20 protein-coding genes are annotated in these 19,754 nt (G+C 52.2%); 5 read left to right on the forward strand and 15 right to left on the reverse strand.

The window, feature by feature from the left end:
- Positions 1-5 precede the first annotated feature (5 nt).
- Complete coding sequence (gene aaeA / locus O1Q74_RS01360) at positions 6-971, forward strand: p-hydroxybenzoic acid efflux pump subunit AaeA (protein WP_271875762.1); 966 nt, start codon at positions 6-8, stop codon at positions 969-971.
- An 11-nt stretch (positions 972-982) separates the two neighbouring features.
- Entirely contained in the window at positions 983-2,971 is a 1,989-nt protein-coding gene (gene aaeB, locus O1Q74_RS01365; RefSeq protein WP_271878695.1) for a p-hydroxybenzoic acid efflux pump subunit AaeB, read from the forward strand.
- Between the two features lie 69 nt (positions 2,972-3,040).
- On the opposite strand, the gene O1Q74_RS01370 is transcribed toward aaeB, so the two are convergent.
- The 3 genes from O1Q74_RS01370 to yjgA form a co-directional block, all read right to left on the reverse strand.
- On the reverse strand, positions 3,041-3,370 hold the full coding sequence (locus O1Q74_RS01370; protein ID WP_271875764.1) for a type II toxin-antitoxin system RelE/ParE family toxin: 330 nt from the start codon (positions 3,368-3,370) through the stop codon (positions 3,041-3,043).
- Entirely contained in the window at positions 3,370-3,630 is a 261-nt protein-coding gene (locus O1Q74_RS01375) for a type II toxin-antitoxin system Phd/YefM family antitoxin (protein WP_271875765.1), read from the reverse strand. Before O1Q74_RS01375 ends, O1Q74_RS01370 begins: the two co-directional genes overlap by 1 nt.
- 165 nt (positions 3,631-3,795) lie before the next feature.
- Entirely contained in the window at positions 3,796-4,347 is a 552-nt protein-coding gene (gene yjgA, locus O1Q74_RS01380; protein WP_271875767.1) for a ribosome biogenesis factor YjgA, read from the reverse strand.
- 296 nt (positions 4,348-4,643) lie between these two features.
- Between yjgA and pmbA the strand changes: the two genes are divergently transcribed.
- Together pmbA and O1Q74_RS01390 are read left to right on the forward strand one after the other, a co-directional pair.
- Positions 4,644-5,984 carry a metalloprotease PmbA gene (gene pmbA / locus O1Q74_RS01385; RefSeq protein ID WP_271875769.1) on the forward strand — a complete coding sequence of 447 codons (1,341 nt, stop codon included), beginning with the start codon at positions 4,644-4,646 and terminating at the stop codon, positions 5,982-5,984.
- Positions 5,985-6,411: 427 nt separating this feature from the next.
- Positions 6,412-9,591 carry a bifunctional cytochrome P450/NADPH--P450 reductase gene (locus O1Q74_RS01390; RefSeq protein WP_271875771.1) on the forward strand — a complete coding sequence of 1,060 codons (3,180 nt, stop codon included), beginning with the start codon at positions 6,412-6,414 and terminating at the stop codon, positions 9,589-9,591.
- Positions 9,592-9,730: 139 nt separating this feature from the next.
- Here O1Q74_RS01390 and rnk read toward each other — a convergent pair whose 3' ends face one another.
- From rnk to O1Q74_RS01450, 12 genes are all read right to left on the reverse strand, one after another.
- The gene (gene rnk, locus O1Q74_RS01395; protein WP_271875773.1) at positions 9,731-10,141 is read right to left on the reverse strand and encodes a nucleoside diphosphate kinase regulator; all 411 of its coding nucleotides are present in this window, start codon (positions 10,139-10,141) and stop codon (positions 9,731-9,733) included.
- A 155-nt stretch (positions 10,142-10,296) separates the two neighbouring features.
- On the reverse strand, positions 10,297-10,569 hold the full coding sequence (gene npr, locus O1Q74_RS01400; protein ID WP_174866488.1) for a PTS phosphocarrier protein NPr: 273 nt from the start codon (positions 10,567-10,569) through the stop codon (positions 10,297-10,299).
- Between the two features lie 31 nt (positions 10,570-10,600).
- Positions 10,601-11,458, reverse strand: a complete 858-nt coding sequence (gene rapZ, locus O1Q74_RS01405; protein WP_010296630.1) for an RNase adapter RapZ — start codon at positions 11,456-11,458, stop codon at positions 10,601-10,603.
- A gap of 163 nt (positions 11,459-11,621) precedes the next feature.
- Positions 11,622-12,095, reverse strand: a complete 474-nt coding sequence (gene ptsN, locus O1Q74_RS01410; RefSeq protein ID WP_039279069.1) for a PTS IIA-like nitrogen regulatory protein PtsN — start codon at positions 12,093-12,095, stop codon at positions 11,622-11,624.
- A gap of 96 nt (positions 12,096-12,191) precedes the next feature.
- A complete protein-coding gene (gene hpf, locus O1Q74_RS01415) occupies positions 12,192-12,479 on the reverse strand; it encodes a ribosome hibernation promoting factor (RefSeq protein WP_011091920.1) in 288 nt (95 codons plus the stop codon).
- A 23-nt stretch (positions 12,480-12,502) separates the two neighbouring features.
- Complete coding sequence (gene rpoN / locus O1Q74_RS01420; protein ID WP_271875779.1) at positions 12,503-13,936, reverse strand: RNA polymerase factor sigma-54; 1,434 nt, start codon at positions 13,934-13,936, stop codon at positions 12,503-12,505.
- A gap of 49 nt (positions 13,937-13,985) precedes the next feature.
- A complete protein-coding gene (gene lptB, locus O1Q74_RS01425; RefSeq protein ID WP_271875781.1) occupies positions 13,986-14,711 on the reverse strand; it encodes an LPS export ABC transporter ATP-binding protein in 726 nt (241 codons plus the stop codon).
- Positions 14,712-14,714: 3 nt separating this feature from the next.
- A complete protein-coding gene (gene lptA / locus O1Q74_RS01430; protein WP_271875783.1) occupies positions 14,715-15,287 on the reverse strand; it encodes a lipopolysaccharide ABC transporter substrate-binding protein LptA in 573 nt (190 codons plus the stop codon).
- Complete coding sequence (lptC, locus tag O1Q74_RS01435; RefSeq protein ID WP_012772998.1) at positions 15,268-15,834, reverse strand: LPS export ABC transporter periplasmic protein LptC; 567 nt, start codon at positions 15,832-15,834, stop codon at positions 15,268-15,270. Before lptC ends, lptA begins: the two co-directional genes overlap by 20 nt.
- On the reverse strand, positions 15,831-16,397 hold the full coding sequence (gene kdsC / locus O1Q74_RS01440) for a 3-deoxy-manno-octulosonate-8-phosphatase KdsC (protein WP_271875785.1): 567 nt from the start codon (positions 16,395-16,397) through the stop codon (positions 15,831-15,833). Before kdsC ends, lptC begins: the two co-directional genes overlap by 4 nt.
- A gap of 19 nt (positions 16,398-16,416) precedes the next feature.
- On the reverse strand, positions 16,417-17,508 hold the full coding sequence (gene kdsD / locus O1Q74_RS01445; RefSeq protein WP_271875787.1) for an arabinose-5-phosphate isomerase KdsD: 1,092 nt from the start codon (positions 17,506-17,508) through the stop codon (positions 16,417-16,419).
- Between the two features lie 40 nt (positions 17,509-17,548).
- Positions 17,549-18,514, reverse strand: a complete 966-nt coding sequence (locus O1Q74_RS01450; RefSeq protein WP_271875789.1) for a calcium/sodium antiporter — start codon at positions 18,512-18,514, stop codon at positions 17,549-17,551.
- 426 nt (positions 18,515-18,940) lie between these two features.
- On the opposite strand from O1Q74_RS01450, the gene mlaF reads away from it, so the two are divergent.
- Positions 18,941-19,753, forward strand: a complete 813-nt coding sequence (gene mlaF / locus O1Q74_RS01455; protein ID WP_271875790.1) for a phospholipid ABC transporter ATP-binding protein MlaF — start codon at positions 18,941-18,943, stop codon at positions 19,751-19,753.
- The last annotated feature ends 1 nt before the right edge of the window (position 19,754 follow it).

A 19,754-nucleotide genomic window follows, 5' to 3' on the forward strand; every position in this document is an offset into this window, starting at 1 on the left:
CGTCTGTGAAAGCGTTCTTTTTAACCTTGTTGAGACAGCAGGCCGTGCTGATCAAAAAACTGAGCCGCGTGGTCATTACGCTGGTGATTGTGCTGTGCGCGATTGTCGCTATTTTCCGTGTCTGGGCGTTTTATACCGAATCGCCCTGGACGCGTGATGCCAAATTTACGGCGGACGTTGTTGCAATCGCGCCGGACGTCAGTGGGTTGTTGAGCGATGTTCGCGTCACGGACAATCAACGGGTGAACCAAGGTGACGTGCTGTTTGTTATCGATCAGCCGCGCTACCATCAGGCCGTGGCGCAGGCGGAAGCCGATGTTGCCTACTATCAGGCTCTGGTGACGGAAAAACGTCGGGAATCGGGGCGTCGTGCTCGTCTGGGCGTCAGTGCGATGTCGCAGGAAAATATCGATCAGTCCAGTAATGCCCTGGAAACCGCCACGCACCAGCTTGCTAAAGCGCAGGCGGTGTTGTCACTGGCGCAGTTGGAACTGGAACGCACCGTGGTTCGCGCCCCTGCCGACGGCTGGGTGACCAACCTGCATGTGCAGAGCGGTGAGTTCATCGAACGCGGTAATACGGCCGTGGCGCTGGTGAAGAAGGATTCGTTCTACCTGCTGGCGTACATGGAAGAAACCAAGCTTGAAGGGGTTCGCCGCGGTTACCGTGCGGAAATCACCCCGCTGGGCAGTGAAAAGATATTTTACGGCACGGTTGATAGCGTAGCGGCGGGTGTGAATAACAGCAGCAGCAGCGCGAACAATAAAGGCTTGGCGAATGTGGATTCTAATCTGGAGTGGGTGCGTCTGGCGCAGCGTGTGCCGGTAAAAATTCGCCTCGATCGTCAAATGGGCGACCTTTATCCAGCTGGCACGACGGCAACCGTGGTGATCACCGGTGAGCAGGTCAACAATGACAAAAAGCCGTCACCGCTTATTCGTCTCCTTTATCGCCTGCGTGAGTTTGGTTAAGTGAGGCGATGATGAAAACGCCGTCGTTGACAGGCCCTGTGTTTTTTACGACACCGAAGTTTGCGCGCTTGCGCTTTGCCTTCAAACTGAGCTTTGCGATTGTACTGTCCCTGTTTCTGGGGTTTCATCTCCAGTTGGAAACCCCGCGCTGGTCGGTGCTGACGGCGGCGATTGTTGCTGCTGGCCCCGCTTTTGCCGCAGGCGGCGAGCCGTTTTCCGGCGCAATTCGTCATCGTGGTATTCTGCGCATTATTGGCACCTTTATCGGCTGCATCGGTGCACTTATCATCATTATCGCCACTGTTCGCGCACCGGTTGTGATGTTAATGTTGTGCTGTATTTGGGCAGGCCTTTGCACTTGGGTTTCCTCGCTGGTTAAAGTCGAAAACGCCTATGTGTTCGGGCTGGCGGGTTACACCGCGCTGATTATTATTGTGTCGACGCAGGGCACGCCGCTGCTGACGCCGCAGTTTGCCGTGGAGCGCTGTAGCGAGATTGTGCTAGGCATTTTTTGTGCCATTCTGGCGGATTTACTGTTTTCGCCACGTTCGATCAAGCAGGACGTTGATCGCAGTATTGGCGAACTGCTGGTGGATCAATATCGCTTACTGCAACTCAGCATGAACGGCGCGGAGAAAGAAGCCATCGATGTCGCATGGCATGCGTTGGTGCGTAAAACGACCGCGCTAAACGGCATGCACAGCAGTCTGATGCTGGAATCCTCGCGCTGGCAGAACAGTAACCGCCGTTTAACGTCGCTGCATACGCAATCGCTCACGATGATTACACAGGCGTGTGAAACCTACCTGATGTTGCAGGATGCCCCGACTCCCGTAAAAAGCAGCCTGAAACTGTTGTTGGATCAGCCCGTTGAGTCGTTTCGCGATGTGCATTGCCGTGTGAAAGCATTGCGCCACCTGATTGCCGCAGACAGCCGTGACGTGCCACCTACATTGGTTAGCTGGGTGGGGGCAGCGACGCGCTATTTGTTGTTAGCGAAAGGCGTGCAGACCAACGGGCGTATCACGACGATTGAAGCTGACGTGTTGAACAGCGATGTGGAAATTAAAGCGCCATCAGCCGAAACCCATCATGCCATGATCAACGGCTTACGTACTGGCGTGGCGACTGCGCTGGGCTGCTTGTTCTGGTTGAGCACCGGCTGGACCTCTGGCAGCGTGTGTATGGTGATGATTGCGGTGGTGACATCGCTTGCCATGCGTTTGCCGAATCCGCAGATGATGGCGAAGGATTTTCTGTTCGGGACGATCTATGCGCTGCCGCTGGGGGCAATAATGTTCATGTTTATTATGCCCTCAACGCAGCAAAGTATGCTGCTACTGTGCCTGAGTTTGGGGGCGATGGCCTTCTTTCTTGGGATTGAAGTACAAAAACGTCGGCTCGGTTCGCTGGGTGCATTAGCCAGTACGATCAATATATTGGTGCTGGATAACCCGATGACGTTCCATATCAGCCAGTTTCTGGACAGCGCGATCGGCCAGATCATCGGCTGTTTTCTGGCGCTGATGGTGATCCTGCTGATCCGGGATAACACCAAGGCGCATACGGGGAGAACGCTGCTGAACCGTTTTGTATATGGCGCGGTTTCAGCGCTGACGACCAACACGACGCGGCGCAAGGAAAACCATCTGCCTGCGTTGTACCAACAGTTGTTCCTGCTGCTGAACCGCTTTCCTGACGATATTGCCAGGTATCGTCTCGCACTGTGGTTGATCATCATGCATCAGCGTCTGAGAACGCTGGATATTCCGCAAAACGCGGCGCTCTCTGCCTTGCATCGTCAGATTCGCGCAACGGCAGAGCAGGTGGTGTTGGCTCGACGTGATAGTACGCGCAGCCGCTATTTCACGCAGCTGTTAGACGAGCTTGAACGTTATCAGCAGATGTTGACGGAACAGCAGCTTCCCCCGAGCGTGACGGCACCTGTAGGGCGATTAACCGGAATCCTGCGTGATTATCAGCATGCGCTGAGCAACTAATATTGGTGGGACAGACAGTACGATCAGGAAGGCGTTTACGTGGCGACTTTCACCTGTGGTGAGTTTTATTTATTGATTCAAAAGCCTTTTGAATAAATGAGTCCTGAAATCTCTTTTGGTGTTGATGAACATATGAATCAGAACGATACTGTCGTCAAATTCATAAACGACCCTTGTTTGTCTGACCAGCGTATATTTGACGTTTGTGACGCCAAGTTCTTTCAGTTCGTCAATGTAACCGCCACTTTGAGGGTTTTGCTTAATTCTCTGAATGGCTGTCTTGTATTCTGGATTTATTGTGTTCCATACAGAATCGCCAAATTTTGCTCTGACATATTTCTTAATGTCTTTGAGTTCTTCTTTGGCACTGTCAAGAATGACAACTTTTCTTATCGACATCAGTCGTCCATTTCATCCAAAAAAGATTCTGCATCAGAATATTTACCTTCCGTAAACGCTTTTCTCCCCAAGGCTAACAGCTTAAGCAAGGCAAGCGTTTCTTGTTGTTTTTCATATTCTATGATGTCCATAACCACCATTTTGGCTTCACCATTTTGAGTGATAATAATGGGTTCAGGATTGACCGCAAATTCCTTAACGATCTCCGCTGCACTGGATTTTAGGTAGGTAATGGGTTTGATTTGCTCTGCAAGGGACATGATAATTCCTTGGTTGTTTTCTATACACAATGCGGCTTTGGACAGAATACGAACCGAATTCAGCCCTGTCAAGAAATTACCCGATTGCGCCAGAAAGCCAAAAGATCTGTTATGGCGAGTATGAATAAAGCGTGGGATGAGCGAACCCTCATCCCGCACTTGCCGTTAGTCTGTGGTTTCTGCCAGTTCGCGCAGATATTGGAAGATCTGGCGGGCGGATTTCGGCGGTTTGTTTGCGGCTTTCTCTTTCTGCGCATTACGCACCAGAGAACGTAACTGTTGACGGTCAGCATGCGGGTACAGCGCCAGAACATCGGGAACTACATCGTCACCCTCGGCAATCAGACGATCGCGCAGTTGTTCCAGTTTGTGGAATAACGCCACCTGCTGATTATGACGGTTGTTCAGCTTATCCAGAGCCGTTTGGATCGGTTCAGGATCGCGGGCGCGTAACATTTTGCCAATCAACTGTAGCTGACGGCGACGACCTTCTTTTTTGATCCGCTGTGCCAGTTCTACCGCTGCACGCAGATCGTCGTCCAGTGGGATCTTCTCCAGGGCGTTTTTGCCCAGATCAACCAGTTCCGCGCCGAGATCTTTCAGCGCTTCGGCATCGCGCTTTATTTCGCTTTTACTGACCCAGATAATTTCATCATCTTCATCGTCTTCCTGATTATCCGGGACGTCATTCAGCCAGTCTTCGGGTTTTTGTTTCATGGGTGGCTCCTAAAAAGTGTCCAGGAGCAATTCGTACCGTGACGAGAGCGGCTCCGGGATGGTGAACAGCGTGCCCACCAGAAAAAAAAGAGGCTGATACTAACAGGTTTGGGCTTTGTGCGAAATTGTCCGTAGATCCTGTTAGACTAGAAAGCATTATGCTACACCATATTATGCTCGTCATACCTCACGTTACCGATGTGTTGGCTGCGCGAAGTAGGTAGAGTATACGCCCCTTTTGTACTCGTTGCGGGGATGATGATGGTGAGCTTTCTTCCACTCATTATGGCAGAACAATGACGATAACTACTCAGGTTGCAGAGCAGCGTAAAGCGCTGGAACTCGCGGTTGCTCAGGCGTTGGAATTGGCGCGTGCCGGTTCGGATGCGGCAGAAGTCGCGGTGTCAAAAACGACGGGCATTAGCGTCAGCACCCGTTATGGTGACGTTGAAAATGTTGAATTCAATAGCGATGGCGCGTTGGGTATTACGGTGTATTACCAACAACGTAAAGGCAGCGCATCGTCTACCGATCTCAGTCCGGATGCGATCGCGCGTACGGTTCAGGCCGCACTGGATATTGCTCGTTATACCTCTGTCGATCCTTCTGCTGGCCCGGCGGATCGGGATCTTCTGGCATTCGATGCGCCGGATCTCGATCTGTTCCATCCGACCGAACTGGATGCGGATCGCGGCATTGAATTAGCGGCTCGCGCAGAGCAGGCGGCGTTACAGGCTGACAAACGTATCACCAATACCGAAGGCGGCAGTTTTAATAGCCACTATGGCGTTAAGGTGTTCGGCAATAGCCACGGCTTGCTAAAAAGCTACTGCTCCAGCCGTCATTCCATGTCCAGTTGCGTGATTGCCGAAGTCAATGGCGATATGGAGCGGGATTATGCTTATACCGTCGGCCGTGCTCTGGATGATTTGCGCAGCCCGGAGTGGGTGGGCGAAGAGTGCGCGCGCCGCACGTTATCTCGCCTTTCACCGCGTAAGCTGCCAACCATGCAGTCACCAGTGATGTTTTCTGCGGAAGTCGCGACGGGTCTGTTTGGTCATCTGGTTGGCGCGATCAGCGGCGGCAGCGTTTATCGTAAATCGACCTTCCTGCTCGATAAGCTCGGTCAGCAGATTCTGCCAGAGTGGCTGACGATTGAGGAACAGCCGCACTTGCTTAAAGGGCTGGCTTCTACGCCGTTCGACAGCGAAGGCGTACGGACGCAGGCACGTGAAATTGTGAAAGCGGGCGTGCTGCAAACCTGGCTGTTGACGAGCTACTCCGCGCGCAAACTGGGGATGAAGAGCACCGGCCACGCGGGTGGCATTCATAACTGGCGGATTGCCGGACAGGGCCTGGGTTTCAACGACATGCTGAAACAGATGGGCAAAGGCCTGCTGGTGACCGAACTGATGGGGCAGGGGGTAAGCGGTGTGACGGGGGATTATTCCCGTGGGGCATCCGGCTTCTGGGTTGAAAACGGTGAAATTCAGTATCCGGTCAGCGAGATTACGATCGCGGGTAACCTGAAAGACATGCTGCGTAATATTGTGACGGTGGGGAACGATATCGAAACCCGGAGCAATATCCAGTGTGGTTCCGTGCTGCTGCCAGAGATGAAAATCGCAGGGGAGTAATGGCGTCGCGTGTTGGGGATGGAGCCCCGGCTTTAGCTGTGCAATTGTGTTCTATCGTGGAATGCATCACGGTACGGGCCTGATCTTTCAGGCGTACCGTGATGTGATGCCTGTCTTCCTGCCAAAATGAAATGCACTCAATAGCAGATTTTACGCGCGCGATGTGGCAATTAGCTATAAATGCGGTGCTTGTGTAAATACTGTTCTCCCTATTACTTTGATTTGCTATTTTTAAAAACGATTGTTTAGAGCCTGAATTATTGCGTAATGAACGGTAATGGCTTTCAGCCCGCCTGATTATGAATTTATATGGCCATGATGAACTCGCTAATATCGGCTGGGTAATATCCGGACGGGCGTTACCGTGGGGGCTGTAAACAGCGCTGGAGCGAAATTAACGTGTTGTTTCTTCATAAGGATATGGATTATGTCAGGAAAGACAGCGGTTCCCCAACCTCCCATCAAACCGGTCATTGGCAATTTGGCTGATGTGGATCCCCGTAATGGCATCGCCAGTTTAATGAAATTAGCAAAAACATACGGCCCATTCTTTAAAATGCGAATTTTTAGCGATGAGTTTTATGTTGCCTCCTCTCAGGAACTCGTGAACGAACTGAGTGATGAAAATTACTTTGAGAAAAAGTCAAGCGCAGAATTACTCGAATTGCGTTATCTAGGCGGTGATGGACTTTTTACGGCTTATACTCATGAGCCAAATTGGGGTAAGGCGCATCGAATTTTGATGCCAGCATTAGGTCCGCTCGGTGTTCGCTCGATGTTCGATAAGATGCTGGATATTTCAGAGCAGATGTTTTTGCGTTGGGAGCGTTTTGGCCCCGATGTTGATATTGATGTTGCTGATAATATGACCCGGCTAACGCTGGATACGATCGCGTTCTGTGGGTTCGATTATCGCTTCAATAGCTTCTACCGTGATGATTTGTTGCCTTTCGTGAAAGCAGTAGTTGGTTCGCTTAAAGAGGCTGGTTTACGTATACACCGCCCTGGAATCGTGAACAAATTGATGATTTCTAGCACTCGCCAATACCGGACAGATAAAGCGCTGATGTATTCAGTGGTAGAGCAGCTGATCGCGGCGAGAAAAGTGGATCCGAAGGCGAATGAAAAAAACGATCTGCTCAATCGCATGTTGAATGGCGTCGATCCGCAAACCGGGGAAAAACTGTCTGATGAGAATATTGCTCATCAGATGTTGACGTTTTTGGTTGCGGGCCATGAAACCACCAGCGGTATGCTTTCTTTTACCGTTTATTTTTTGTTGAAAAATCCAGACGTTCTAAATAAAGCGCAGGCTATCGTTGATGAGGTTCTTGGGGATGAAATACCCCGTATTGAGCACCTTGCTCAGCTACGCTATCTGGAACAGATACTGATGGAAAGTTTGCGTTTGTGGCCTACTGCCGGGGGCCACATCGTGAGTCCCATACAGGATACGATATTGGCGGGTAAATACCCCCTTACGCCAAAAGATTCGATCGTCATCCTTCAACCGCAGCTTCATCGTGATGTCAAGGCGTGGGGGGATGATGCCAACCTGTTCAAACCAGAGCGATTCGGACCAGATAATGCAGAGAATTTGCTGCCAAATTCCTGGCAGCCTTTTGGCTCCGGCAAACGCGCCTGCATTGGAAGAATGTTTGCTATGCAGGAAGCACAGCTTGTGCTGGCAATGATGTTGCAGCGTTTTGATTTTGAACTGAGTGATCCTTCCTATGAGCTTAAGATTGTCGAACATCTGACGATTAAACCCGATAACTTGAAAATCCGCACCCGGGTGCGTAAACCGTCAAAAACGCTGACACGAGGTGTCACGCCCAAAGAGACCTCAAACAAGATGGCCGTGATGCCTGTGGCCAAGGCACAGCACCATCAGGATCTTATCCCCTTGTTGGTGCTGCATGGCGGCAATACCGGATCTTCAGAAGCATTCGCTAACCGTATCGCGGCTGATGCACAGAGATACGGTTTTGCCTCTACGCTCGCAGCGCTGGATGATTATGCTGAGAAATTACCGCAAACCGGCGCACTCATTGTTGTCACTGCCTCTTATGAAGGGATGCCGCCGAACAATGCACGCCATTTTGTCCCTTGGGTTGAGGGGCTGGCGGATGACGCACTGTCAGGGCTGAAATTCAGCGTATTTGGTTGTGGTAACTTACAATGGGTGCGCACCTATCAGGCGATACCCAAGCGAGTGGACCTCGCACTTGAACATGCTGGGGGGCAGCGTATCCATGAGCGAGGCGTTGCCGATTCTGGTGGGGATTTTTTCGGCAATTTTGACGACTGGTACACCAAACTCTGGCCTGCGCTGACAACGGCATTCGGTAGACAGGGATCCATGGCTGAGGGCGCGGCTGAACTCGAACTGGAATTTGTTCATGCCGATCGCGTCAGTACATTACAGATTCCCGATATGGGATGTGGAGTTGTGGTTGAGAATCGAGAACTTGTCGACATGACATCACCTTTTGCACGTTCAAAAAGGCATATTGAAATCAGGTTGCCGGAAGGGATGGCATACCGAGCGGGAGATTATCTTGCCGTATTGCCGAGAAACTCAGATGATCAGATAGATCGCGTATTACGGCGTTTTGGTCTGTCACCCGATATGATGCTTGTCATTAATCAAGCCCCCAATATCATGGGGTTGCCGATTGGACAACCGATTAGCTGTGCAGAATTGTTGGGAAACTATGTTGAGCTGTCGCAACCGGCTACGCGGGCACAGGTCGCGGCATTGGCGGCGGCAACACGCTGCCCGCCGGAAAAAATGGAGCTTGAAAAACTGGCCACGGAGCATTACGAGAATGACGTGCTCGTACCGCGTTTGAGCTTGCTGGATCTACTTTATCGCTTCCAATCTTGTCCGACTGACTTTCGCCGCTACCTTACAATGCTGCCATCGATTAAAGCACGGCAGTACTCAATCTCATCATCGCCAGCATGGAAACCGGACCACGTTACGCTCACTGTCGCGGTCGTCGATTCGCCAGCGTTATCCGGTATAGGCCGTTACAAAGGCGTCGCCTCCAACTACCTTGCTTCTCTGAAACCTGGCGATCGTATCGCCATTGTGGTACGCCCTTCTAGCCCGTTTTTCCATCTACCGGATGATCCTTCGATACCGATTATTTTGATCGGTGCAGGTTCAGGGATAGCGCCATTTCGTGGTTTTCTACAGGAACGTGCATTGCAGCAGGCGGCCGGAGTGAGTGTTGGTCCAGCGCTATTGTTTTTTGGCACAGGCCATCCTGATGTCGATTATCTCTATCGCGATGAGCTTGCTGCCTGGGAGAAAAGTCATATTGTGACGGTGTTGCCTGCATTTTCCCATCAGCCTGATGGAGAGGTTACCTTCGTTCAGCATCGCGTTTGGGCTGATAGGGAGCGTATTAAGACGCTCTTTTGCCAGGGGGGGATTATCTTCGTTTGCGGTGACGGTCTGCAAATGGCACCAGAGGTTCGTGCAACACTGCTCCGAATTTATTGCGAAACAACAGGAAGTAGTGAAGCTGATGCTATTCTCTGGGCTGATAAACTTGAGCGGGAGCAAGGGAGGTATGTGGTTGATATGTTCATCTGAGATAAACTGTGGTAATGGGGAGAATCCCGTTTCCAAACGACCAGATGCCGCTGAAGTAGAAAGTATTTAGCAGGAGCCGCCGTCAGCAGTGTCCGACGGCGGTTACGCTATGCCGATAGTGGCATCGTACCTCGCTAATTTAGCGGTGGTACTCGCCCGCGGCTTCAGGCTGATAGAGTAGTTCCAATACTTCAATTCGCGTTTCTTCACCGTTTGGCAACTGCCAGGTGATAGCATTTCCCACATGCATTCCCAATAGTGCCGCGCCCAGCGGAGCCATCACCGACAGCGGTTCTTGGCTGTCTTTCACCGCGGCCGGATAAACCAGCGTGCGGATGTGCTCTTCGTTGGTATTCAGATCGCGGAAACGCACCCGACTATTCATGGTGACGACATGTGAGGGAATCGATGCCGAAGGCAGAATGACCGCCCGATCCAGTTCCTCATTCAACGCCTGTGCGATATCGCTGTCCGCAAAGGCGGGCTGCTCCAATAACATATCCAGACGTTCTGCATCCAATTCACTGATTGTCAGGTTAGGTTTCGTCATACTCCTCTCCAGTTGATATTTTCAGATGGTATAAAAATAACCCCCCGCGCCCAAAGGAACGGGGGGTATAAGAAAATATGATATATGTGGATAGTAGGAGGTTCGGAAGGGAAAGTGAAGCACTAAGGTGTACAGATAGCCAGCTAAGGAAATCGCTAGTCCTCGTCGAACCCGGCTTCGAACAGCCCGATGACGGCAGCAAGTGCCTGTTCTTCATCCGGGCCAGTGGCTTCCACCTCAATGAGTCGCCCTTTGGCCGAGTCCAGCATCAGCATGGCAATCACGCTGCTGGCTTCGGCTTCGGTGCCGCTGTCATTACGCAGCATTACTTCTGCATCAAAGCTCTGCACCAGCTCGAACAATTTCATGGCTGGGCGAGCGTGCATGCCCAGCTTGTTTTTGATTTCAACCGTTTGCCGGACTGTCATGGGTTACCTGGCTGTACTGGTGTGCCAACGATTACGAGGGTTTACGCTTTTCCAGCGTACGGTGGCGTGACTGGACGTTCTTACCGCGTGAGCGGAAGTAGTCTGCCAACTGCTCGGCGACGTAGACGGAACGGTGTTTACCGCCGGTACAGCCAATGGCGACAGTCAGATAACTGCGGTTATTGGTTTCCAGCATCGGCAGCCACAGTTCCAGATAGCTGCGGGTCTGGTAGATGAAATTGTGAACTTCGGTATGTCTGTCGAGGAAGGACGCAACGGGCTTATCCAAGCCGGTCATCGGGCGCAGTTTCGGATCCCAGTGCGGGTTCGGCAAGAAACGCACGTCAAAGACGTAATCCGCATCAATGGGGATACCGTGCTTGAAGCCGAACGATTCGAACACCATCGTAAGCTCACGTTCCCGCTTGCCGAGCAAACGGGTACGTAGCATCTCAGCCAGTTCATGTACCGACATCTCTGAGGTGTCGATAATCAGGTCGGCGCGTGAACGCAGCGGCTCCAGCAGATCGCTTTCTTCATCAATGGCGCTTTCCAGCGACAGATTCTTGCTGGAGAGCGGATGCAGGCGACGGGTATCGCTATAGCGACGGATTAATGTATTGCGGTCGGCATCCAGAAATAGCAATTGAGGCGAGAAGCTTGGCGGCAGTTGCTCCATGGCATGCTCGAAGATCTCTGGCGATTCCGGCATATTGCGCACGTCAATACTGACTGCTGCGGAAATGTTACGTGCCGCAAGCGTATTAGCCAGCTCTGGCAGTAAAACCACAGGCAGGTTATCTACGCAGTAGAACCCCATATCTTCCAGTGCGCGCAGGGCGACAGATTTCCCTGAACCTGAGCGACCACTGACAATCATCAGCACCATCTGACGACTCCCCTCTGGCAACGTGATGGCGAATTCTCATTGCCACTGTTTTTATAAAAAAGTGATGTATAGCTAAAAAAATGACGGCTTCGCGTAGGGATTGCAAGCATTCTCTGAATCCACGGCAAATCGCCCATCATCGTGAACATGACCACCATCCGGCTTAACCGGCTTCCGTCATAATCTGGTACAGCTCTTCATCGCTTTGCGCCGCACGCAGGCGTCGGCAAACCGTTTTATCCGCCAGCCGCTTGGCAACAAGCGACAGGGTATGCAAATGGGTTTTACATTGTTCCGCCGGAACCAGCAAGGCAAAAAGCAGATCAACGGCCTGATTATCAATAGCATCGAAAGCGATCGGTTGCTCTAACTGGATGAAAACACCGATGGCACCCAGCGCATTATCGTCTTCCAGCTTGCCGTGAGGAATGGCAATGCCGCCGCCGATTCCCGTGCTGCCCATCCGCTCCCGGGTCAGGATGGCATCAAAGATAATCTGCGAAGGAATGTTAAGCTGCCTGGCGGCCAGCTCACTGATAATTTCCAATGCCCGCTTCTTACTCTGGCAGTGGACGGTGCTTCGGGTGCACTCAGGACGTAATACGGTGCTGAGCTGCAATACGGGATCGTGGTTCATTTTATGTTCACTTAACGACGCTTTCACTTCTGGTGATCCCGACCCATCCGATGGATGGGTCGAGTTTGTTCCTTTGCCAAACGGCAAAGGAGAAAATTAGTGCTGCTTGAGTTTATCTTTATGCTTATTGAGCTGTCTTGCCAGCTTATCAATCAATAAATCTATCGCGGCGTACATATCTTCCGCTTCTGAGGTTGCATGCAGCTCGCCACCATTAACGTGGAGCGTGGCCTCGGCAATTTGCTGAACTTTTTCCACTCTCAATACCACATTGACCTGATTAATCCGGTCAAAATACTGCTCTAATTTGGCAAACTTGCCATTCACAAAATCACGCAGCGGTTCAGTGATCTCGATGTGGTGTCCGGTAATGTTGAGCTGCATAGCGTCTTCCTTCTCTGTTGAGATCAAACCAGTTGTTTACGCTGATTTGATGGTGGGATAGATAAAGACTCTCGGTATTTTGCCACGGTACGGCGCGCCACGATGATGCCCTGATCGGAGAGCAGCGCCGTCAGCTTGCTATCGCTCAGTGGCTTCGCGGGGTTTTCCGCTGCAATCAGCTTCTTCACCAGCGCGCGGATTGCCGTTGACGACGCTTCTCCGCCGCTATCGGTATTAACGTGGCTGGAGAAGAAATATTTTAGCTCAAAAATGCCGCGCGGGCTGTGCAGGAACTTCTGTGTCGTCACGCGTGAGATGGTGGATTCATGCATATCCACTGCCTGCGCGATGTCTGCCAGTACCATGGGCTTCATGAATTCTTCACCCTGCTCGAAGAAATCCTGCTGCTGTTCGACGATGCAGCGGGTCACTTTCAGCAGTGTGTCGTTACGACTTTCCAGGCTTTTGATGAGCCAGCGCGCCTCTTGCAGATTACTACGAATAAACTGTCCGTCGCTGTCGTTGCGCGCGCTGTTACCCAGCGCAGCGTATTGCTGGTTAATCTGCAAGCGGGGAACGCTGTCGGTGTTCAGTTCAACGGACCAGATTCCCTGAACTTTACGGACCAGTACGTCAGGGATGACGTATTCGGATTCACCGGTGTTGATCGATTGTCCCGGACGGGGATCGAGTGATTGAATCAACGCCAGTGCTTCTTTCAGCACCTCTTCTTTCAGGCGCGTGATACGGATCAGGCTGCGGAAATCATGGTTGGCTAACAGATCGAGATGATCGCTGACGATCAGACGCGCTTCGGTCAGGCGTGGCGTGTCGTCGGCGAACTGGGAAAGCTGCACCAGCAGACAATCGCGTAGGTCGCGGGCGGCGACGCCAACGGGGTCGAAGCGCTGCACGCGTTTGAGTACGGCTTCAACTTCTTCCAGCGTCACGTCGTCGTCACCGATGCTCTCAAGAATGTCCTGTAGCGGTACAGTCAGGTAACCGGTGTTGTCCACCGCATCGACGATAGAGGTCGCGATGGCGGCATCGGTGTCGGAAAACGGCGTCAGCTCAACCTGCCACATCAGGTAGTCCTGAAGCGTTTGCGTGGTTTCACCTTGATAAATCGGCAACTCTTCATCGCGATAGTCGGTGCCGGTGCCCGACGGTGTGCCTGCTGAGTAAATTTCATCCCAGGTGGCATCGAGTGGCAATTCTTCCGGCATGTCCTTCTGTTCCAGAGCCTCACCGGTATCCAGTGAATCGCTGTCTGCCTTTTCAAATGACTCGATTTCGTCGTGCTGATCCGTTTGTTCGAGCAACGGATTGCTTTCCAGCGCCTGTTGAATTTCCTGTTGCAATTCAAGCGTGGACAGTTGCAACAGGCGGATGGCCTGTTGGAGCTGTGGGGTCATGGCCAGTTGCTGGCTAAGCCTGAGTTGCAAACCTTGCTTCATAAATCGCGCTAACGTCCCATAAGTACTGCAAAGATAAAATATTACCCTATCAGAGTCGGAAGCCTTCGCCCAGATAGACGCGTTTCACCTGTTCATCAGCCAGAATATCGGTCGGTGAACCGTGGGCGATCAGGTTGCCCTGACTCACGATGTAGGCTCGTTCACAGACATCAAGCGTTTCGCGGACGTTATGATCGGTAATCAACACGCCGAGCCCGCTGTCACGCAGATGCTCAATGATTTTTTTAATATCCAGTACGGAGATCGGGTCTACGCCCGCAAACGGTTCATCCAACAGGATGAACTTCGGATTCGCCGCCAGTGCACGCGCAATCTCTACACGGCGTCTTTCCCCACCGGACAGCGATTGTCCCAGACTATCGCGCAAATGAATAATATGGAATTCTTCCATTAGCTCATTGGCACGATCTTCCTGCTGCTCGTTCGTCAGATCTTTACGGATCTGTAACACCGCCATCAGGTTGTCATAGACGCTTAAGCGACGAAAAATAGAGGCTTCCTGCGGCAGGTAGCCGATGCCGCGCAGCGCGCGTTCGTGCAGAGGAAGCAGGCTGATGTCGTCGTCGTCGATGACAATACGTCCTTCATCACGCGGGACGATACCCACGACCATGTAGAACGTTGTCGTTTTGCCGGCACCGTTCGGCCCGAGCAGGCCGACGATTTCACCGGAATTGACGGTCAGGCTGACATTTTCGACGACCTTACGGCCTTTGTACGCCTTGGCCAGATTTTCTGCGGTTAATGTTGCCATAACTTATTCAGTGACCCGTGGTTGCGGTTGTTGAGAATGAGAAGGCTGGTTCTTGTTCTCTTTCTCCTGAAGCTGAGAGGGGACCAACACCGTCGTCACGCGCTTTCCTTTTTCGCTGGTCGCTTCCATCTGCTGCTGTTTCACCAGATAGGTGATGCGATCGCCTTTTACATTGCTATCCTGCTGTTCCAGATAGGCATTGCCTGTCAGTACCAGAAAGTCTTTGGCCAGTTCGTAGCGGATTTTCTGCGCGTGACCTTTTACCGGTTTGCCGTTGTCCTGCATCTGGTAGAACGTCACGGGATTACCGTAGCCTTCCACCACTTCACTGCCTTGCGTGCCTTGTGGGCGCGTCACGACGACCTTGTCGGCTTTTACTTCAATCGTCCCTTGCTTCACGACAACATTACCGGTGAACGTCACCGTGTTGCCCTGCATGTCCAGAGACTGCTGTGCGGAATCAATGCGAATCGGTTGGTTGCTATCGCCTGTGACGGCAAAGGCGGACACGCTGACGGCGAACAGCGAGCTGGCGATCAGGGTGTTACGCATCAGATTATTGGTTTTGGATTTCATAAGAGGTTTTTACCTTTTCGATCAACTCGGCCGTTTTGTTACGCAGATTTCCGCGCATTTTCATTCCGCTTGAGGTAAAGCTAGTGCCGTACAGGGTGACTTCATCATCGGACGAAACGTCCTGCGTCACCAGATTCACCTGGGCATTATTCGTTGTGATGCGCTGAAGCTGTGCGTCTTTGGTCAGGCTATTCACCTCGACGTGGCCGTACAGATAGAGCATCTTGTCTTTTGTCAGCTTGGCGCGGTCGGCGCGTACTGACCAGGTTGCTGTCCCCTGTTCGTTGAACAGGGTGGCAACGGGGGCGGTAAACCAACTCAACTGCTCGTCGTTGAAATACTCCGCTTTTTCCGAAATCAGTCTGTAACTCAGCTTACCCGCAGGGCTGTATACCTGCGTGTTGGTTTTCTCGCTGGTATAAACCGGCACGGCAGGGTCGTTTGCATCCGGTGCCGCTACCGTGTCGTCATCCGCAATATTCCAGCCGATGAGGATAAGCACCAACAGCGCCAGGAAAGCGGTGAGCCAACGCTTGGTTTTACTCATATTGACAACCCTTTGGCATGCTCCAGCTTGTCCTGCGAGAACAAAATCAAATCACACAGCTCACGTACGGCTCCGCGGCCTCCCGCAATGCGGGTGACATAATCTGCGCGTGGTAACAACAGCGGGTGGGCGTCAGCCACGGCAACGCTCAACCCGACCTGTGCCATCACCGGCCAGTCGATCATATCGTCGCCGATATACGCGGCCTGATTTGCTGTTACTGATAGTTTATCCAACAGATCGTTGAAGGCCAAAACCTTATCCGATTGCCCCTGATAAAGATGGTTAATGCCCAGTGTTTTACACCGATCTTCCAGCAGTTTTGCTGAACGACCGGTGATGATGGCAACCTCAATGCCAGACGTCAGCAAGCAGCGAATACCATAACCGTCGCGGACGTTAAAGGCTTTCAGTTCTTCGCCGTGGTTGCCCATATAAATCAGACCATCGGACATCACGCCGTCAACGTCGCAGATTAACAGGCGCACTTCACGGGCTTTATCCAGTACCTGTTGATCGACAGGCCCATAGCAGGTATCGGTTTGCGCCCTGACTTCACTCATTCACTATTATCCTTTCTTTTTAAACCACGCCAGCCCGCAACATATCGTGCATATGGATAATACCGACCAAACGATCGTTTTCTGCCACCAGCACTGAGGTAATGTGGCGCGACTGCATCAGGTTAAGTGCATCTACCGCCAGCGTTTGCGGTGCGACCCGGATGCCGCCCGCGGTCATCACATCAGCAATGCGCGCGCTGTTCAAGTCAATATTCATGTCGAAGATGCGGCGCAGGTCACCATCGGTAAAGATGCCCTGAATTTTCATATCCGCCTCGCAGATTACCGTCATACCCAGATTTTTGCGCGTAATTTCCACCAGTGCATCACGGAGTGAAGCATCGTGTGGGACATGCGGAATCTCGTCGCCTGAATGCATGATATCGCTGACGCGCAGTAAAAGTTTGCGGCCGAGTGCGCCACCAGGGTGAGAAAGGGCAAAATCTTCGGCGGTAAAGCCACGCGCCTGTAGTAAGGCTACGGCCAGCGCATCGCCCATGACCAGCGTTGCGGTGGTGCTGGTGGTGGGTGCCAGACCGAGCGGGCAGGCTTCCTGCGGGACGTGCACGCACAGGTGAATATCCGCCGCTTTACCCATTGTACTTTCTGGCGCGCTGGTCATGCAGATCAGGAACACTTTCTGGCGTTTCAGGACGGGAATCAGCGACAGAATCTCATGGGACTCGCCAGAGTTGGAAATGGCGATCACGATATCGTGTGGCGTCACCATACCGAGGTCGCCGTGGCTGGCTTCGCCTGGGTGAACAAAAAAAGCAGGCGTACCGGTACTGGCGAAAGTCGCGGCCATCTTGCAGCCAATGTGACCGGATTTGCCCATTCCCATCACCACAACTTTGCCTTGGCAATCGAATATCTTTTTACAGGCGAGGGTAAAATTATCATCAATGTACTGATCTAATTGCGCAAGCCCATCGCGTTCGATGCTTATTACCTGCTTGCCCGCCTGCTGGAAGTCGAAATCGGCTGGCAGTTCATGAGACTTTTTTCGCGTATGATCGGCTTGTGGTGCGTGATCGGCTTGTGTTGCATGATCGGATAGTGCACGGTCAGACTGCTGTTTTAGATGAGCATCTTGTTCAAACTGTGACATACCAATAGTCCTGATTATGATGAAAAACGGAACAGCTTAATTATGAAAAACAGAACAACACCGTCAGGTAGGCGATAAACGCGCAGCATAATAATGCGCCCGCGCCCTGTCCGATACGGCGTTTTTTGCTGAGGCACAGTGCGGTCAACAGCACGCTCGCCGCCAGCATGACCCAATAGTCGCGCTGAAAAACCTGAGGATTCAGTGCGCCCGGCGAGAGCAGCGCGGGGACGCCCAGCACAATCGCGATATTAAAAATGTTCGAGCCAATCAGGTTGCCCAGCGCAATATCATCTTCTTTCTTCAACGTCCCGACGATGGCGGTAGCAAGCTCGGGCAGGCTGGTGCCGATAGCCAATATCGTCAGTCCAATGGTCAATTCGCTGACGTCGAAGTAGCGTGCAATGACGGTGGCGTTATCCACCACCATGCGGGCAGCCATGGGTAAAATAATCAGGCCGAGAATCAGCCACAACACGGCGACCATCTGATTGCTGTCGTCCTGCGGAAGTTCCGCCAACTGTTCGCGGGTCAGGCTATCGCCACCTTCTCGCTGCGCCTGTTGCGCCATGCGTAGTATCAACACCAGACACAGAACGGCGGCGAAGAGCAGCATCATGCCGTCGGCGCGGCTCAGGTAGCTATCATGCAGTAAAACGCCACACAATAAAGTGACGGACAACATGAGCGGCAATTCCCGACGCAGGATGGCTGACTGTACCGTCAGCGGCCGGATAAGCGCTGCGCTGCCGAGAATGAGTAAGATATTGGCGATATTAGAGCCGATAACATTACCGACGGCCATGTCGTTCTGATTGTTTAAGGCAGCGGTAACGGAAACAATCAGCTCGGGGAGAGAGGTGCCGAAGCCGACAATGGTGATGCCGATGACGAAAGGAGGTAAGCCAAGAGAACGCGCAAGCACGGCAGCGCCATAGACAAGACGATCGGCACCGTAAACCAGTAGTAGCAAACCAACGAACAAGAGTAGTGTTGCAAAGAGCATGCAGCGTCCTTTAATAGGATATATACCCGTCATACTTCAAGCCGCATGTGTGTTGGCTGCGTTTACTCATCCGAATCACTTACTTGAGTAAGCTCATCGGGATTCCCCCGCTTGCCGCCTTCCTGCAACTCGAATTATTTAGTGTATAATCACCGGCTTGTTGTCGAATAAGTCAGCATTTCTGGACGATTTTCGCACAAAAAGCATTTTTCTGTGATGAGTGCTAATTCTGACGGTGCTAGGCGAAAAAGTAAAATCTGTCGCGATAAGTAAAACCCGATAACGGCTTATGCCGCCATTTTGGACAAGAACTGACGGTAAGTTTTTGTAAAACTCGCACCTTGATGAAAGTCAGCCGTTAGGCTGGAGTGAAAGACGCTACATAAACGTACTGACTGGCGTACTGATGGGTAAGGAATGGAAATAATGCACCATGAGGCAACTAATCTGGTTGAGATCCGTGGTCTGAGCTTTCGTCGCGGGGAGCGAGAGATCTTTACGGACATCACGCTGAATGTTCCTAAAGGCAAGGTCACCGCGATCATGGGGCCTTCCGGTATCGGTAAAACTACGCTGTTGCGTCTGATTGGCGGGCAGCTACAGCCGGACAGTGGCGAAATCTGGTTTGATGGCGAGAATATCCCCATGTTATCGCGTAGCGAACTGTACAACGCGCGCAAGAAAATGAGCATGTTGTTTCAGTCCGGGGCGTTATTCACCGATTTGAACGTGTTTGATAATGTCGCCTGGCCGCTGCGTGAACATACTAAACTGCCGGAATCGCTGCTGCGTAGCATCGTGATGATGAAGCTGGAGGCGGTGGGGCTCCGTGGTGCGTCAGAACTGATGCCTGCGGAACTGTCCGGCGGTATGGCGCGGCGCGCGGCGTTGGCGAGAGCCATTGCGCTTGACCCGCAGTTGATTATGTTTGATGAGCCTTTTGTCGGGCAGGACCCGATCACACTGGGGACGCTGGTGAAGCTCATCGACGAGCTGAACCATGCATTGGGTGTGACCTGCATTGTCGTTTCTCACGATGTGCCGGAGGTGATGAGTATCGCCGATTACGCGTATATCGTGGCCGATAAACGTGTGGTGGCGGAAGGAACCGCAGATGAACTGAGGGCGAACAATGACCCGCAGGTTCGCCAGTTTCTGGATGGTATCGCCGACGGGCCAGTGCCTTTCCGTTTTCCGGCGGGCGACTATAAAACGTCGCTGCTAGGTTCAGGGGGTTAAT

This window comes from Pectobacterium sp. A5351 (assembly GCF_028335745.1).
Classification (GTDB): Bacteria; Pseudomonadota; Gammaproteobacteria; order Enterobacterales; family Enterobacteriaceae; genus Pectobacterium.

Excerpts from the sequence above, each read along its gene's own strand:
- rpoN (WP_271875779.1), bottom strand. The coding sequence starts at position 13,936 with ATGAAGCAAGGTTTGCAACTCAGGCTTAGCCAGCAACTGGCCATGACC.
- O1Q74_RS01375 (WP_271875765.1), bottom strand. The coding sequence starts at position 3,630 with ATGTCCCTTGCAGAGCAAATCAAACCCATTACCTACCTAAAATCCAGT.
- O1Q74_RS01370 (WP_271875764.1), bottom strand. The coding sequence starts at position 3,370 with ATGTCGATAAGAAAAGTTGTCATTCTTGACAGTGCCAAAGAAGAACTC.
- lptC (WP_012772998.1), bottom strand. The coding sequence starts at position 15,834 with ATGAGTAAAACCAAGCGTTGGCTCACCGCTTTCCTGGCGCTGTTGGTG.
- O1Q74_RS01390 (WP_271875771.1), top strand. The coding sequence starts at position 6,412 with ATGTCAGGAAAGACAGCGGTTCCCCAACCTCCCATCAAACCGGTCATT.
- npr (WP_174866488.1), bottom strand. The coding sequence starts at position 10,569 with ATGACAGTCCGGCAAACGGTTGAAATCAAAAACAAGCTGGGCATGCAC.
- lptB (WP_271875781.1), bottom strand. The coding sequence starts at position 14,711 with ATGGCAACATTAACCGCAGAAAATCTGGCCAAGGCGTACAAAGGCCGT.
- hpf (WP_011091920.1), bottom strand. The coding sequence starts at position 12,479 with ATGCAGCTCAACATTACCGGACACCACATCGAGATCACTGAACCGCTG.
- ptsN (WP_039279069.1), bottom strand. The coding sequence starts at position 12,095 with ATGAACCACGATCCCGTATTGCAGCTCAGCACCGTATTACGTCCTGAG.
- rapZ (WP_010296630.1), bottom strand. The coding sequence starts at position 11,458 with ATGGTGCTGATGATTGTCAGTGGTCGCTCAGGTTCAGGGAAATCTGTC.
- lptA (WP_271875783.1), bottom strand. The coding sequence starts at position 15,287 with ATGAAATCCAAAACCAATAATCTGATGCGTAACACCCTGATCGCCAGC.
- O1Q74_RS01450 (WP_271875789.1), bottom strand. The coding sequence starts at position 18,514 with ATGCTCTTTGCAACACTACTCTTGTTCGTTGGTTTGCTACTACTGGTT.
- rnk (WP_271875773.1), bottom strand. The coding sequence starts at position 10,141 with ATGACGAAACCTAACCTGACAATCAGTGAATTGGATGCAGAACGTCTG.
- kdsD (WP_271875787.1), bottom strand. The coding sequence starts at position 17,508 with ATGTCACAGTTTGAACAAGATGCTCATCTAAAACAGCAGTCTGACCGT.
- kdsC (WP_271875785.1), bottom strand. The coding sequence starts at position 16,397 with ATGAGTGAAGTCAGGGCGCAAACCGATACCTGCTATGGGCCTGTCGAT.
- mlaF (WP_271875790.1), top strand. The coding sequence starts at position 18,941 with ATGCACCATGAGGCAACTAATCTGGTTGAGATCCGTGGTCTGAGCTTT.
- aaeB (WP_271878695.1), top strand. The coding sequence starts at position 983 with ATGAAAACGCCGTCGTTGACAGGCCCTGTGTTTTTTACGACACCGAAG.
- yjgA (WP_271875767.1), bottom strand. The coding sequence starts at position 4,347 with ATGAAACAAAAACCCGAAGACTGGCTGAATGACGTCCCGGATAATCAG.
- pmbA (WP_271875769.1), top strand. The coding sequence starts at position 4,644 with ATGACGATAACTACTCAGGTTGCAGAGCAGCGTAAAGCGCTGGAACTC.